13 protein-coding genes are annotated in these 15,017 nt (G+C 70.4%); 10 read left to right on the top strand and 3 right to left on the bottom strand.

The genetic code is table 11. The features are described from left to right. The first annotated feature begins 113 nt into the window (after positions 1–113). Complete coding sequence (locus ACFHYQ_RS16670; RefSeq protein WP_394302065.1) at positions 114–659, top strand: HIT family protein; 546 nt, start codon at positions 114–116, stop codon at positions 657–659. 9 nt (positions 660–668) lie between these two features. Here the strand turns inward: ACFHYQ_RS16670 and ACFHYQ_RS16665 are convergent, their stop codons facing one another. From ACFHYQ_RS16665 to ACFHYQ_RS16655, 3 genes are all read right to left on the bottom strand, one after another. Further along, the gene (locus ACFHYQ_RS16665; RefSeq protein WP_394302064.1) at positions 669–2,768 is read right to left on the bottom strand and encodes a hypothetical protein; all 2,100 of its coding nucleotides are present in this window, start codon (positions 2,766–2,768) and stop codon (positions 669–671) included. A 171-nt stretch (positions 2,769–2,939) separates the two neighbouring features. Then, positions 2,940–4,541: a glycoside hydrolase family 10-like protein gene (locus ACFHYQ_RS16660; RefSeq protein ID WP_394302063.1), complete on the bottom strand. Its 1,602-nt coding sequence runs from the start codon at positions 4,539–4,541 to the stop codon at positions 2,940–2,942. 186 nt (positions 4,542–4,727) lie between these two features. Next, positions 4,728–6,884: an elongation factor G-like protein EF-G2 gene (locus tag ACFHYQ_RS16655; protein WP_394302062.1), complete on the bottom strand. Its 2,157-nt coding sequence runs from the start codon at positions 6,882–6,884 to the stop codon at positions 4,728–4,730. A gap of 154 nt (positions 6,885–7,038) precedes the next feature. Here ACFHYQ_RS16655 and pgsA point away from each other — a divergent pair, with 154 nt between their 5' ends. From pgsA to ACFHYQ_RS16610, 9 genes are all read left to right on the top strand, one after another. Then, complete coding sequence (gene pgsA, locus ACFHYQ_RS16650) at positions 7,039–7,665, top strand: phosphatidylinositol phosphate synthase (protein WP_394302061.1); 627 nt, start codon at positions 7,039–7,041, stop codon at positions 7,663–7,665. Then, positions 7,662–8,630: a phosphatidylinositol mannoside acyltransferase gene (locus ACFHYQ_RS16645; protein WP_394302060.1), complete on the top strand. Its 969-nt coding sequence runs from the start codon at positions 7,662–7,664 to the stop codon at positions 8,628–8,630. The genes pgsA and ACFHYQ_RS16645 overlap by 4 nt, the downstream gene beginning before the upstream one ends. Next, positions 8,627–9,757, top strand: coding sequence for a glycosyltransferase family 4 protein (locus ACFHYQ_RS16640; protein WP_394302059.1), 1,131 nt, complete (start codon positions 8,627–8,629; stop codon positions 9,755–9,757). Before ACFHYQ_RS16645 ends, ACFHYQ_RS16640 begins: the two co-directional genes overlap by 4 nt. Then, complete coding sequence (locus tag ACFHYQ_RS16635; RefSeq protein ID WP_394302058.1) at positions 9,754–10,287, top strand: hypothetical protein; 534 nt, start codon at positions 9,754–9,756, stop codon at positions 10,285–10,287. The genes ACFHYQ_RS16640 and ACFHYQ_RS16635 overlap by 4 nt, the downstream gene beginning before the upstream one ends. Positions 10,288–10,397: 110 nt before the next feature. Beyond that, complete coding sequence (locus tag ACFHYQ_RS16630) at positions 10,398–11,399, top strand: DUF3048 domain-containing protein (RefSeq protein ID WP_394302057.1); 1,002 nt, start codon at positions 10,398–10,400, stop codon at positions 11,397–11,399. Between the two features lie 157 nt (positions 11,400–11,556). Continuing rightward, a complete protein-coding gene (gene pdxS / locus ACFHYQ_RS16625; RefSeq protein WP_394302056.1) occupies positions 11,557–12,471 on the top strand; it encodes a pyridoxal 5'-phosphate synthase lyase subunit PdxS in 915 nt (304 codons plus the stop codon). 8 nt (positions 12,472–12,479) lie between these two features. Continuing rightward, positions 12,480–13,040 (top strand): pyridoxal 5'-phosphate synthase glutaminase subunit PdxT, encoded by a 561-nt coding sequence (gene pdxT / locus ACFHYQ_RS16620; RefSeq protein WP_394302055.1) that lies wholly within the window; start codon positions 12,480–12,482, stop codon positions 13,038–13,040. A 3-nt stretch (positions 13,041–13,043) separates the two neighbouring features. Further along, complete coding sequence (locus tag ACFHYQ_RS16615) at positions 13,044–13,796, top strand: YebC/PmpR family DNA-binding transcriptional regulator (protein WP_394302054.1); 753 nt, start codon at positions 13,044–13,046, stop codon at positions 13,794–13,796. A 49-nt stretch (positions 13,797–13,845) separates the two neighbouring features. Then, positions 13,846–15,012, top strand: coding sequence for a GNAT family N-acetyltransferase (locus ACFHYQ_RS16610; protein ID WP_394302053.1), 1,167 nt, complete (start codon positions 13,846–13,848; stop codon positions 15,010–15,012). The last annotated feature ends 5 nt before the right edge of the window (positions 15,013–15,017 follow it).

Genomic DNA, 15,017 nt, shown 5'->3' with positions numbered 1-15,017 from the left:
CTCGCATACGTATCCCACCGCCGCGCTGGTGGCGGGGGTCGTGCTCCAGATCGGGCGGCATATGCTGCTGCCAGCGGCAGCAGCATCATGAGGGAGCGGAGGAGAGCGCGATCGTGGATTCAGAGCCGATCGAGCAGGCGGGTGCCGGGGTGCCCGACAACTTCCAGCGGCTGTGGACCCCCCACCGCATGGCCTACATCAAGGGGGAGAACAAGCCGACGGGATCGGGGAAGGACGACGGCTGCCCGTTCTGTGAGATCCCGAAGCTGCCCGACGAGGACGGCCTGATCGTCGCCCGCGGCTCCGCCGTGTTCGCCCTGCTCAACCTCTATCCGTACAACTCCGGTCACCTGATGGTCTGCCCGTACCGCCACGTCGCCGACTACGTGGACCTCGACGACGCCGAGACCGCCGAGCTGGCGGAGTTCACCAAGCGGTCGACGCTGGCGCTGCGCAAGGCGAGCGGCGCCCAGGGGTTCAACGTCGGGATGAACCTGGGCGAGGTCGCGGGGGCGGGCATCGCCGCACACCTGCACCAGCACGTCGTCCCCCGGTGGGGCGGCGACACCAACTTCATGCCCGTGGTGGGGCACACCCGGGTCCTGCCCCAGCTCCTGCGCGACACCCGCGACCTCATCGCCGACGCCTGGCCAAGCTGAGCGATCCTCTCACCCGGCCTCCGGCCTCAGGGGTTGGGGGCTCGGGGTCATGGCCGGGGCTGCGGGCTGCTCGCCGAGCTGCACGGCGCGGATGCCCGCGCTCAGCACCAGCGGTACGGCCAGGGCCAGCGCCATGGACAGCACGGCCGCTCCCGAGTCGTTGACGAGCATGCCGACCAGTCCGCTGACCAGTGCCCCGAGCAGACCGGCCTTGAGCAGGGGCGCCCGCTCGAACGCCGCAGGCAGGATCCCCGCGCTGGCCGCGCCCGGCCGGAGCAGCGCGAACACCAGGAAGGCCAGGGCCACGATCACCACCGGCATCAGGTTGGGGCTGATCAGCGTGCTCAGCATCGCCGTGAGTTTGCGTGAGATCACCGGCAGGAACGTGCCGTCGGCCACCTGCCCGGCGAAGCGGCCGAGGTGACTCTGCTTGTCGATCGGGCGGAGATGGTCGAGGTAGGCGATGATCATGACGAGCACTCCGCCCGCGGCGCAGAAAGCGCCCAGCTTGACAATCGAGACGCGCTTACCCGCGACGAGAAGTGTCGCTACGGCGATGCCTGGCACGAAGGCGATCACGCCGCCGAAGTCGCTGCCCACGCCGGGCCAGCCGCCCAGCAGCATCGCGAAACCGCCGAGTGAGGCGACGAGCACGGCGCCGACGGTCCTGCGACCGGAGCGGGCCAGTAGATCGGCGATCGCCGTTGTGACGAGCAGGACCGAGGTGGCGAGCAGCGCGAACGGGATGTTGCCGAGGCCGGAGTAGCGCGCCCCGACCACTCCTGTGTACCCCATCAGGCTGTTGAACTGCAGCGGTGTGCCGGTCAGCAGATCGCAGATCAGCACGGCCGCCGTGACGGCCGCGATCACCGTGGCCGAGCCCGGTATGCTTCGCCGCCACGGCCCGGCGAGCGCAACGACCGTGAGTACGGTCGCCGTAGCCAAGATGCCCGCGACCAGCGCGAATGTCGGCTGTGCCGTACCGGTCCACGGGAAAAGGTTGACCAGGTAGGTGGAGACGGGGACTGACGCGAGCGCGATCGCGGCGCCCTGGACCAGGGGGAGCAGCTCGCGGCGGCGCAGCAACAGGAACGCGACGACATAGAACAGCACCTGGAGCACGGCCAGCGAGGTGAAGAAGACCCCGGTCGTGTCGCGGATGGTCTGCCCGGCCACGTCGGCGGTCCTGAGTTCGGCCACCCGCGCGGCGACCTCGCCGCTCCCCATGTCGTGGGTCTCGACCGGCACCCCGACCACCGTCGAGGGAACGGCGCCGACGGCCCAGGTGAGGATGGTGGCGGTGAGGTCCGGCACGATGATCATGTCGGTCCGGTGGGTGGACCGCGCGCCCAACGATCCGGCCGTGCCCTGACCGTGCAGCATGGCCACTCTGAGGTGGGGGACCGAACCGTGGTCGGCGAGCCCGACGACCAGGACCAGGCCGTCGCCGAGCCGGGGCAGGATCGCGGTGAGCCGGGCGTCCGCGGCGCGGACCGCCGCCTGGCGGGCCCGGGGGGTCAGCGGCTCGGGCGCCGTGCCGATCCTGCCTTCCCGAAGGTACGGCGTGACGAGGTCGTCGATGGCGACCGCGGTGATTTTGCACCGGGTCCAGTCGGTCACGTCGGCCGGGCTGTCGGCGTAGACGTCCACCCAGCCCTGCCGGTCGGCCAGGGCGAGCGCCGCCCCGGGACCCACCGCCGTCGTGCACTGCCGCCCGGCGTGGGCGGCCTCCCCGAGGGTGCCCACGTACTTCTGGTCCTGAGCCTCCCGCAGCCGGGGCACGTCGGCGACCACGGCCCCCTCGCCCTGCCGCAGCGGCGCGGGCGGCAGGCCGCAACCGCGGCCGACGGCGGACCGGACCCCGGCGGAGACCGTGAGCCAGCCGTCGTAGGGGCAGGTGACCCGGCCCACGGTCTTCACGGACAGAGAGCCGGTGGCGCTCTGCCCGGCCAGCCGCCACAGGTTGGGTGTGTCGGCGGGGTTGAGGTCACTCCACATCAGTCCGGGGATCCCGATGAGTGTCACCCGCTCCAGGCTGTGGGCCGCGGCGGCGGGAAGCGCCGGGATCAACGAGCCGTACAGCAGGCCGATCACGACACCGAGTAACACGCCGCGGATCGTACGCCTCACCGAAGACCCCCAACCCGCCGTTGGTCTCGCACATTCGCGATCTGCTAAAGATGCGATTCCGAGAATCTGCGATCTTGAGAAAACTTGCGACCAAAGTACCGGAGCAGAGGGACGGCGCACAGGTGATCATGCGGAAATCTTTCCGCCGGATCACCGGGCGAGGGTCGCGGCGCTTTCGTTGGTGAGGCGGTCGAGGGTGGTCACGTAGTAGGCGCCGGAGCCGCCGGCGGTGTAGGACGGGGAATCGCTCGCCGGGACGATCGCCACCAGGTTGCGGGCGTCGGCCGTGACACAGTTCTTGGCGGCGGCCGCCTTGCCGGCCTTGTGGTCGGGCGCACGGTAGACGGCATACGCGCGGGCGTCCGGCTGGGCCCGCCACTCGAGCCTCCCGTTCACGTTCTTCACCCCCTGGGGGGGCGCGGGCCGCTTCGCTTTGACCCGCCCGGGGAGGGGGAGCAGCGCCGGTCTGCTGTAGTGCCCGGCGACGATGCGGTCGAGGACGGACAGGGGGTTGGCGACGAGGTATTTGGCACTGAAGTAGACATCGCCCCCGACCTCGGGATATTTCCGGTTCAGGGTGAGATGGGCGGGTAGTTCGCCCGCCTTCTTCCACGCCGGGGTGTCGGTGCTGCCCACGCGGTAGAGCGCCTGGCCGATGTAGAGGTCCACGCCGGTGCCCTTCACCGCGTTCGCCCACCAGGGCACGAGCACCTCGTAGGCTGCGGCCGAGAACCCTCTCGGCCAGTAGAGCTGGGGCATGATGTAGTCCACGCTGCCCGCCTTGATCCACGCCTTCGCGTCCGCGTAGATGCTGTCGTAGGCGGACATGCCCGTGGTGTTCGAACCGCTGGGATCCTCCTTCTTGTTGCGCCAGATCCCGAACGGGCTGATGCCGAACTTCACGTACGGCTTGGCCTCGTGCACGGCGTCCGACACCTGGGCCACCAGCTTGTTCACGTTGTCGCGCCGCCAGTCGGCCGGCTTCATGCCGTCGCCGTACTTCTTGAACGCGGCATGGTCGGCGAACCTCGTGCCCTTCCCGGGATAGGGGTAGAAGTAGTCGTCGAAGTGGACGCCGTCCACGTCGTAGCGTCGCACCACGTCGGTCACGACGCGGGTCACCCAGTCCCTGACCTGGGGGAGGCCGGGGTTGTAGTAGAGGCCGCCCTCGTGCTTGACGGTCCAGTCGGGGTGGACCCGGGCCGGGTGGCCGGTCGGCAGCGTGGCCGTGGCCGACTCCGCGGCACGGTACGGGTTGAACCAGGCGTGGAACTCCAGCCCCCGCTTGTGCGCCTCGTCCACCAGGAACGGCAGCGGGTCCCACCCCGGATCCTTGCCCGCCGTGCCGGTCAGCCACTGCGACCAGGGCTCGAGCGAGGAGCGGTAGAGCGCGTCCGATGCGGGCCGGACCTGGACGAACACCGCGTTGAGCCGCCGCTTGACCGCGTTGTCGAGGATCTTGAGGTATTCGGCGCGCTGCCGATGGGGGCTCAGCCCCGGGCGGGAGGGCCAGTCGAGATTGCGCACTGTGGCGATCCACACGCCCCGCAGCCGCCGTTTGGGAAAGCGGACGCTGGTGGCGCAGGACTGGGCGGCCGACAGGCGCTCCGGCGCCGCCTTGCCCACGCCTTTGCCCGCCCCTTTGCCTGCCGCGGCCCCGGCCACCGGTCCGAAGGTGTACGCGGCGCCGCCGGTGAGCAACGCGACGGCGGTGGTGGCGATCAACGGGCGCAGGTAGCCCCGATCGGTCATGTGGCGACCCTCCCCGAAATGCCGACATTTCCGGACACCAAGTGTCGCATTGGTAAATGCCGGATTCGGCCAGCAACGGAAATCCGCCACCTTCGACCTGAGCCTACCGAGGCTGGTGTGACAGGACTCACGCGCTGGGACTGCCCGGGCGTCGGACGAACGAAACCCCGGCGCCCGGGGACGTCCTCATTGCGAGGCCGCCGCGACCTTCTCCGCGAGGTGCGCGGGCAGCGGCTCGTAGCGCAGGAACGACCTGGTGAAGCTACCCGTCCCATGCGACATCGACCGCAGGTCGATCGCATACCTGGTGATCTCCAGCTCGGGCACCTCGGCCCGTACGAGCGTCCGCCCGTTGGCGCCGCCGTCGCCGGAGGACGCGGAATCCACCGGCTCGGTCCCGAGCACCCTGCCGCGGCGCGACGACAGGTCGGACATGACGGCTCCGACGAACTCGTCGGAGACCAGGACCGAGACCTCGTCGACCGGTTCGAGCAGCAGAGCCTGGACCTTGGCGGCGGCCTCCTTCAGCGCGAGCTGCCCGGCGATCTGGAAGGCCATGTCGGAGGAGTCGACCGAGTGGGCCTTGCCGTCGTAGAGCGTCACCCGGATGTCCACGACCGGATACCCGGCGAGGACCCCGCGCTCCATCTGCGCCCGCACGCCCTTCTCCACCGACGGGATGAACTGGCGCGGGACGACCCCGCCGACGATCTTGTCGACGAACTCCAGCCCGGAGCCCGAGGGCAGCGGCTCCACATCGATGTGGCAGATGGCGTACTGCCCGTGGCCGCCGGTCTGCTTGACGTTGCGCCCCATGGCCTGGGCCCTGCCGCCGAACGTCTCGCGCAGCGGCACCCGCAGGTCCACTTTCTCCACCTCGACGCCGTGCCGCTTGGCCAGCCGGTCGAGCAGGACGTCGGCGTGGGCCTCGCCCATGCACCACAGCACGAGCTGGTGGGTCTCGGCGTTGTTCTCCAGCCGCAGCGTCGGGTCCTCGGCGACCAGGCGGGCCAGGGCCTGGCTGAGCTTGTCCTCGTCGGCCTTCGACTTCGCCTGGATCGCCACCGGCAGCAGCGGCTCCGGCATCGTCCAGGCCGTCATGAGCAGCGGCTGATCCTTTCCGGACAGTGTGTCGCCGGTCTCGGCGCGGGAGAGCTTGGCCACGGCGCAGATGTCGCCGGCCACGCACTTGGCCACCGGACGCTGGGTCTTGCCCAGGGGTGAGCTGAGCACGCCGACGCGCTCATCGAGGTCGTGGTCCTCATGTCCGCGCTCGGCCAGCCCGTGGCCGGACACGTGCACGGTCATGTCGGGCGTGAGGGTGCCGGAGAAGACGCGGACCAGGCTGATCCGCCCCACGTACGGATCGCTCGTGGTCTTGACGATCTCCGCCACCAGCGGGCCGTCCGGGTCGGCGCTCAGCGTCGCGACCGGCCTGCCGCCGATCGTGGTGACGGCGGGCAGTGGGTGCTCCAGCGGCGACGGGAAGCCCTGCGTGACGATCTCGAGGATCTCGCGCATGCCGACCCCCGGCGCGGCGGCCAGGACCGGGTGGAAGCTGCCCCGGGCCACGGCCTTCTCCAGGTCGTCGATCAGGACCTTGCTGTCGATCTCCTCGCCGGAGAGGTAACGGTCCATCAGGGACTCGTCCTCGCTCTCCTGGATGATCCCCTCGATCAGATCGCCGCGGTACTGCTCGATGATCTCGCGCTGTCCCGGATCCGGGTCCCGCTCCACGCACGTGCCGCCCGCGTGGTCGAAGAACCGCTGAGACAGCAGCCCGAGCAGGCCGGTGCCGTTCACGGGCAGGTAGAGCGGCGCGACGCCGTCGCCGAACGCGTCCTGGCAGCTCGTGAGGACCTCGTCGAAGTTGGCCCGCTGGTGGTCGATCTTGGTGACGACCACGGCGCGTGGCATGCCCACGAGGGCGCACTCCTCCCAGAGCATCCGCGTCAGCCCGTCGACGCCCTCCACCGCCGAGACGACGAACAGCGCGGCGTCGGCGGCGCGCAGCCCGGCCCGCAGGTCTCCGACGAAGTCCGCGTAACCGGGCGTGTCCAGAAAATTGATCTTTATGTTGTTGTGCATGGTGGGGGCGGCGCAGAGGTTGACGGAGCGTTGCTGACGGACCTCCACCTCGTCGAAGTCGCACACCGTGGTCCCGTCCTCGACCCGGCCGATGCGCTGGATGACGCCCGTCTCCGCGAGCAGCGCCTCGATCAGGGTCGTCTTGCCGGCGCCGGAATGGCCGACCAGCACGACATTGCGCACCATGTCCGGCCGATCGGCCGCGGGTACCCTGCCCGCGGCTCCTGTGGTCGCGCCGGTTGATCTTTCGGCCATATCGCCTCCCGAATCCGTCGCTGTACGCGCCCGGAGGCCCGCCCTCGCGGTGTCGTCGTGTCCACGCAGGCGCTTGTTCTTCACCCTTTACCCATGTGGCGCAGATCACAAGACTTTCCGGCCGAATGTGCTTGCCGACCTGCCGATCGCGTTCATGGCCTACGATCGAACAGCGATGTTGAACGTCCTGCGCCCCGTCGTCACCCGAGTCCTGACCCCGCTGGGGCGAGCCCTCGCCAGCCGCGGCGTGTCACCCGATGTGATCACGGCGATCGGCGCCCTCGGGGTGGTGGCCTCGGCCCTGGTCTTCTATCCGGCCGGTCATCTCTTCGCGGGGTCGCTCGTCATCACGTTCTTCGTCCTCGCCGATCTGCTGGACGGTGTGCTGGCCCGCCTGACGGGCAAGCCGAGCACGTGGGGGGCCTTCCTCGACTCCACGCTCGACCGCCTCGGCGATGCCGCCATCTTCTCCGGGCTGATCCTGTACTTCGTCCTGAAGGATGAGCCGGAGATCGTCCTCGCGGCCGTCGCGCTGTTCTGCCTCGCCGCGGGAGCATTGGTCTCCTACGCCAAGGCCCGGGCCGAGGGCCTCGGGATGGAGGCCAACGTCGGCATCGCCGAGCGCGGGGAACGGATCGCGGTCATCCTGGTCGCGGCCGGCCTGTCCGGCCTCGGCGTGCCGTACATCCTGGCCGCCGGGCTCTGGCTGCTCGCCGCGGCGAGCGGGGTCACGGTAGTTCAGCGGATGGTCCACGTGTACAGACAGGCGGTGGTCCGATGATCGGCACGGCAGGCCCGCCCGCCCGGCCGCGCATCCCGCTCGGCGACCGGATCGTGGCCGCGGCGTTCACGGTGGGCTGGGCCGTGGTGCGGCACGTGCCGGAGCGGGTGGCCGCGTGGTTCTTCCGGGTCCTCGCGGATCTCCTGTGGCGCAGACGCGGCACGTCGGTGCTGCGCCTGGAGGCCAACCTGGCCCGGGTGCTCGGCAGGCGCCCTCCCGGAACCGCCGACGCCGTCGACCCGGCTGTACGGGCGCTCGCCCGTGCGGGAATGCGGTCATACTTCCGCTACTGGATGGAGCTGTTCCGCTCCGCCTGCTACGACCGGGAGCGGATCCTGGCGGACACCCGCACCATCGGGGCCGAGGCCATCTTCGACAACCTCGGCGAGGGCCGCGGCGTCGTGCTGGCGCTGCCCCACACGGGGAACTACGACCTCGCCGGGGCGTGGCTGGTGCACAAGGGCCATCCGTTCACCACGGTCGCCGAGCGGCTGAAGCCCGAGTCGCTGTTCGACCGGTTCGTCGACTACCGGCAGAAGCTGGGCATGGAGGTCCTGCCGCTCACGGCCAGGGGCGGCGGCAGCGCGATGGCGTTCGGCACGCTCGCCAAGCGGCTGCGCGAGGGGCGCCCGGTGTGCCTGCCCGCCGAGCGCGACCTCACCGCCTCCGGCGTGGCGGTCGAGTTCTTCGGCGCGACGACCCGCATGGTCCCCGGCCCGGCGCTGCTGGCGATCCAGACGGGTGCCGCGCTGCTGCCGGCGACGCTGTGGTTCGAGGGCGGCGGCTGGGGCATCCGGATCCACGAGGAGATCCCGGTGCCCGCCGAGGGCACCAGGCAGGAGAAGGTCACCGTGATGACGCAGACCATGGCGGCCGCCTTCGAGAAGGGCATCGCCGAGCACCCGGAGGACTGGCATATGCTCCAGCGCCTCTGGCTCGACGACTTAGACAAGAGAACGTCATGAGGATCGGCATCGTCTGCCCGTACACCTGGGAGGTGCCGGGGGGCGTGCAGGCCCACATCCGTGACCTCGCCGAGGCCCTCATCGCCGACGGGCACCGGGTGTCCGTGATCGCCCCCGCCGCCGACGACACCGTCCTGCCGCCCTACGTGACCTCGGCCGGGCGGGCCGTGCCGGTGCCGTACAACGGATCGGTGGCGCGCCTGGCGTTCGGTTTCCTGTCGGCGAACCGGGTGCGCAGGTGGATCGGGGAGGGCGGGTTCGACGTACTGCACGTGCACGAGCCGGCCGTCCCCTCACTCGGGGTGCTGGCCTGCTGGGTGGCGCGCGGTCCGATCGTGGCGACCTTCCACGCGTCCTACGAGCGCTCCAGGGCGATGTCCGTGGCGGCGCCGATGCTGCAGAGCGCGATGGAGAAGATCACCGCCAGGATCGCGGTGTCCGACGCCGCACGCAAGACGCTGGTGGAGCACCTCGGCGGCGACGCCGTGCTGATTCCCAACGGCGTGACCGTGAGCAGGTACGCCGAGGGCGAGCCGCTGCCCGGCTGGGGTCCCGACGGCGGCGTCATCGGATTCCTCGGCCGGATGGACGAGCCGCGCAAGGGCCTGGCGGTGCTGCTCGAGGCGTTCGAGACGCTCGCGCCGGAGCGGCCCGGCCTCCGCCTGCTGATCGCCGGTCCCGGCGACCCCGGCGACGTGCTCGGCCGGGTGCCCAGGGCCTACCGGGACCGGGTCGGGCTGCTCGGCATGGTGAGCGAGGCCGACAAGGTGCGCGCCTACCACTCGGTCGACGTCTTCTGCGCGCCCAACCTGGGCGGGGAGAGCTTCGGCATCGTGCTCACCGAGGCCATGTCCGCCGGGGCGCCGATCCTGGCCAGTGACATCCCCGCCTTCCGCCGTGTCCTCGGCGACGGCCAGGCCGGGGCCCTGTTCGCGACCGGCGACGCCGCCGCGCTCGCGAAGGAGGCGGCCAGGCTGCTGGACGACCCCGGCCGCCGCGCCAAGCTCTCCGACGAGGCCCGCCACGCGGTGCGCAGGTACGACTGGTCGACGGTCGCCCGCGAGGTCGTGCGCGTGTACGAGACCGTGACGCACGCGGCGGCCGGCGTCGAGGAGGACGTCTTTTGACCACGCTGATCGTGGTGATCGCGCTCGTCGTGGTCACCGGTGTCTACATCTCATGGCGTGCCGGGCGGCTGGACCGCCTGCACATCCGGCTGGAGACCGCGCACGCGGCCCTGGACGCCGCCCTGCTCCGCCGCGCCGCCGTCTGCCTTGAGTTCGCCGGCTCGCGCATCCTCGACCCAGCGACCTCGCTCGTGCTCGCCGCGGCCGCCCACGAGGCCCGTACGGCGGGGCCGGACGAGCGGGAGCACGCCGAGAGCGACCTGTCGAAGACGCTGCGCGCGGTGGTCGACCAGGAGCGGTTCCGCGAGAAGCTGGCCGAGCACCCGGCGGGCGCCGAACTGCTGACCGAACTGGACACCGCCGTCGCCATGACGGTCTACTCCCGCCGGTTCTACAACAACGCGGTCGCGGTCACCCGTACGGCGCAGCGCCGCTGGCTGGCCCGCACGCTGCGGCTGGCCGGGCACACCGGCTACCCCAGCTTCTTCGAGATCGACGACGCCCCGCCGGACTCCCTGTCCGTCGAGTAGATCGACGGTGGTCGTTTTTACCCGGCCGATGGGGGAGATGTGGCGATTCGCCGGTAAGCTCATGGCCCCTGTGATAATCAACACGGTCCGGTGATCGGGAGGAGTTCACGGTGCGGGCAGTGATCCGCTTCACGCTGGCCACGGCGGTGGTGCTCACCGGGGCCGCGTGCTCCTCCGACGACGCGGCCGGCAAGCAGCCGCAGGCGGAGGCGGCCCAGCCGTCCCCGTCTCCGACGCCGCCCCCGGAGCACCCGTTCACCGGCAAGCCCGTCGAGCAGCGTCGGCCGGTGCTGGCCGTGAAGATCGAGAACACCTCCGCCGGCAAACCGCAGATGGGCGTGCGCAGCGCCGACATCGTCTATGTCGAGCAGGTCGAAGGCGGGCTGACCCGGCTCATGGCGATCTTCTCCTCGAAGCTGCCCGCCAAGGTCGGCCCGGTGCGCAGCGCCCGCATCTCGGACCTGCACATCATTCCGATGTTCGGCAAGCCGGCCTTCGCCTACTCCGGCGTGCAGAGCAAGATGATCCCGTTCGTCCGGGAGGCCCCGCTGTTCGACGTGTCCGACAGCAGTGTGCCCGGGGCGTACTTCCGGGAACCCGGCCGGTACGCGCCCTACAACCTGTTCGCGACACCGAAGAAGCTGCTGGCCAAGACGCCGCAGGCGAGCAAGGCCGGCGACGTCGGCTTCACGTTCTCCGACGAGCCGCCTCCCGGGGGGACCCCGCAGAAGAAGGTGTCGGTCAGGTATCCGGCCGCCCGGTTCACCTTCGCCTGGTCGGAGAAGCACAAGCGCTGGCTCGTCGAACAGGACGGCAAGAAGGACATGGCGGAGGAGGGCGGCCAGCTGGGCGCGCCCACCGTCGTGATCCAGTGGGTCAAGACCGAGCGCTCCCAGTTCCACGACTTCACCGGCAGCTACACCCCGCTCGTCCATACCGTGGGCAAGGGCACCGGAGTGGTGTTGCGGGACGGCCAGGCATACCGGGTGCGCTGGTCGCGGCCCTCGGAGAAGGAGGGCACGACCTACACGACGGCCGACGGCAGCCCGATGCCGTTCGCCCGCGGCCAGGTCTGGGTGGTGCTCGCCAGCAAGAAGCCCGTCGCGCCCTGACCTGCCGTACCGTGACCCGTACGGCGGCGCGGTTGTACGGACCGCACGAAAAGCGTGATCGAATTCGCCGGGGTGGAGCATCCGGGCGACGGCGAAACAGCTGACGGACAAGACCTAACATGGAGTGGAATCCGTCGCCCCATCGTGAGGTAGGACCGTGTCCAGCAGCGCCCCCGAAGTCAACGAGACCACCGCCGTCGGCACCGCGCGCGTAAAGCGCGGCATGGCCGAGATGCTCAAGGGCGGGGTGATCATGGACGTCGTCACCCCCGATCAAGCCAAGATCGCCGAGGACGCCGGAGCCGTCGCCGTCATGGCGCTGGAGCGCGTCCCCGCCGACATCCGCGCCCAGGGCGGGGTCTCCCGGATGAGCGACCCCGACATGATCGAGGGCATCATCGGCGCGGTGTCGATCCCCGTCATGGCCAAGGCCAGGATCGGGCATTTCGTCGAGGCCCAGGTGCTGCAGTCGCTGGGCGTCGACTACATCGACGAGTCCGAGGTGCTGACCCCGGCCGACTACGCGAACCACATCGACAAGTGGCGTTTCACCGTCCCGTTCGTGTGCGGGGCCACCAACCTCGGCGAGGCGCTGCGCCGCATCACCGAGGGCGCCGCGATGATCCGCTCCAAGGGCGAGGCCGGGACCGGCGACGTGTCCAACGCCGTCACCCACATGCGGACCATCCGCGGCGAGCTCAAGCGCCTGTCCTCACTGCCGGAGGATGAGCTGTACGTCGCGGCCAAGGAGCTGCAGGCGCCGTACGAGCTGGTCGCCGAGGTCGCCAAGGCCGGGAAGCTGCCGGTGGTGTTGTTCACCGCCGGCGGCATCGCCACCCCGGCCGACGCCGCCATGATGATGCAGCTCGGCGCCGAGGGCGTGTTCGTCGGCTCGGGCATCTTCAAGTCGGGCGACCCGGCCAAGCGCGCCGCCGCCATCGTCAAGGCCACCACGTTCTACGACGACCCCGACGTGATCGCGAAGGTGTCGCGCGGCCTGGGTGAGGCCATGGTCGGCATCAACGTGGACGAGATCCCCGTCCCGCACCGCCTCGCCGAGCGTGGCTGGTGAAGATCGGCGTGCTCGCTCTCCAGGGCGACGTGCGCGAGCACGTCCACGCCCTGGAGGCCTGCGGCGCCCGCGCGAGCGCGGTGCGCCGCCAGGAGGAGCTCGACGAGGTCGACGGCCTGGTCATCCCCGGCGGGGAGTCCACCACGATGTGGAAGCTCGCCGTCGCGTTCGAACTGCTCGAACCGCTCCGGCTGCGGATCAAGGAGGGCATGCCCGCGTACGGCTCCTGCGCCGGCATGATCATGCTGGCCGACCGCGTCGAGGGCGGCGCCGAGGGCCAGCAGACGCTCGGCGGGATCGACATGGTGGTGCGCCGCAACGCCTTCGGCCGCCAGGTCGACTCCTTCGAGACCGACCTCGACTTCGCCGGGCGCGGGGCGGTCCGGGCGGTGTTCATCCGCGCGCCGTGGGTTGAGTCGGTCGGTACGGATGTGAAGGTGCTCTGCCGGACGGGGAGTAGGATCGTCGCGGTCCGGCAGGGACCTCTGCTCGCGACGTCCTTCCACCCGGAGTTGACCGGCGACGCGCGGGTGCATTCGTACTTTGTCGAAATGGTGAGGGAGCTCTAGGCGATGTCCGGCCACTCCAAATGGGCGACGACCAAGCACAAGAAGGCCGCGCTTGATTCCAAGCGCGGCAAGCTGTTCGCCAAGCTCATCAAGAACATCGAGGTCGCCGCCAGGACCGGCGGCCCCGACCCGGACGGCAATCCGACGCTGTTCGACGCGATCCTCAAGGCCAGGAAGAACTCCGTTCCGATCGAGAACATCGAGCGGGCGCGCAAGCGCGGCGGCGGGCTGGAGGCCGGCGGCGCCGACTGGCAGACCATCATGTACGAGGGGTACGGCCCCGGCGGCGTCGCGATCCTGATCGAATGCCTCACCGACAACCGCAACCGCGCCGCCTCCGAGGTCCGCGTCGCGCTCACCCGCAACGGCGGATCCCTGGCCGACCCCGGCTCGGTGTCGTACATGTTCAACCGCAAGGGCGTGGTGATCGTCCCGAAGGGCTCGCTGAGCGAGGACGACGTGCTCATGGCGGTCCTGGAGGCGGGCGCCGAGGAGGTCAACGACCTCGGTGAGAACTTCGAGGTCGTGTCCGAGGCGTCCGACCTGGTCCCGGTGCGCAAGGCGCTGCAGGAGGCCGGCATCGACTACGAGTCGGCCGAGGCGAGCTTCCTGGCGACGATGAACGTGCCGCTCGACGAGGAGGGCGCCCGCAAGGTCTTCCGCCTCGTCGACGCGCTCGAGGACAGCGACGACGTGCAGAACGTCTGGGCCAACTTCGACGTCGGCGACGACATCATGGAGAAGCTCGAAGTCTAGGGATACCCGTTGGCGGACCCGGCACCGGACCACGTAGCATGTGCCGCTTGTGGAGATTCGTGAGCTGAGCCCCGGCGACCTGGACGCGGTGCTCGACAACCGCAAACGTGCATTCGGCCCGATCTCGGCACGGGATGCCGAAATCTGGCGTGAGATGGTCACGCCGATGTTGCCGGAGGGGCGCTATCTCGGTGTCTTCGACGGACCGAGGCTGACGGCCACCGCCCGGGTGAACCCGTACACCCAGTGGTGGCACGGGCGGCCCGTCTCCATGGGCGGCGTCGCGAGTGTGACCGTGGCTCCGGAGGACCGGGGCCGCGGCGTGGGCGGGCGGCTCATGCGCGCCGTCATCGACCGCTGTGCCGAACTGGGACACGCCGTCTCCGCGCTCTATCCGGCCACCACGCCGATCTACCGCGGCCTGGGGTGGGAGCACGCCGGCGCGCAGTTCATCGCCACGTTGCCGGCCGAGGCGCTGCGCACGCTGCGCGGCGGCCACGGGGACGTCAAGCTGCGCCGGATGGGCCCGGACGACGCCGGCGAACTCAGGGCCGTGCTGTCCCGGGTCCACGCCGCCACCCGAGCCTGCGGCCCGCTGGTCCAGGACGAGCGCACCTGGCGGCTCTGGCTCGCCGGCGAGGACGACTTCTGCTATCTCGCCGACGACGGTTACGTCATCTACCGCTGGAGCGGCGGGGACATCCGGGTGGACAACCTCGTAGCCGGATCGGAGGCCACGGCACGGGCCCTGTGGTCGCTCGTCGGCACCGCCTCCTCGATCGCCGAGTCGGTCAAGGCGTGCGTGGAGCCGTACGACCCGGTCCTGTGGCTGCTGCGGGAGCGGTCGCACGACGAGGTGACGCAGACCCGATGGATGCTGCGCGTGATCGACCTGCCGGCCGCCGTCGAAGCGCGCGGTTACCCGCCCGGCGTCTCGGTCGACGCCGTCATCGAGGTCGAGGACCCGCAGCGCCCCGCCAACGCGGGGGTCTGGCGGCTGTGCGTCGAGGCCGGCTCGGGCTCCGTCGAGCGGCTGGGCGGTACGGCTCCGGCCGCCGCCGCGCGGTTCACCATCGGGGGCATGTCCGCGCTGTTCGCCGGGGTCCCGGCGGCCACGCTCCGCCGCACCGGCCGGCTCGCCGGCGGTTCGCCGGAAACCGACTCCGCTCTTGACGCGGTCTTCAACTGCTCTCCGTACATGATTGACTACTTCTGAACCGC

The organism is Sphaerimonospora cavernae (assembly GCF_042435035.1).
Classification (GTDB): domain Bacteria; phylum Actinomycetota; class Actinomycetes; order Streptosporangiales; family Streptosporangiaceae; genus Sphaerimonospora; species Sphaerimonospora cavernae.
Note: the sequence above shows the minus strand (reverse complement) of the source record. Positions and strands in the feature narration are given on the sequence as shown.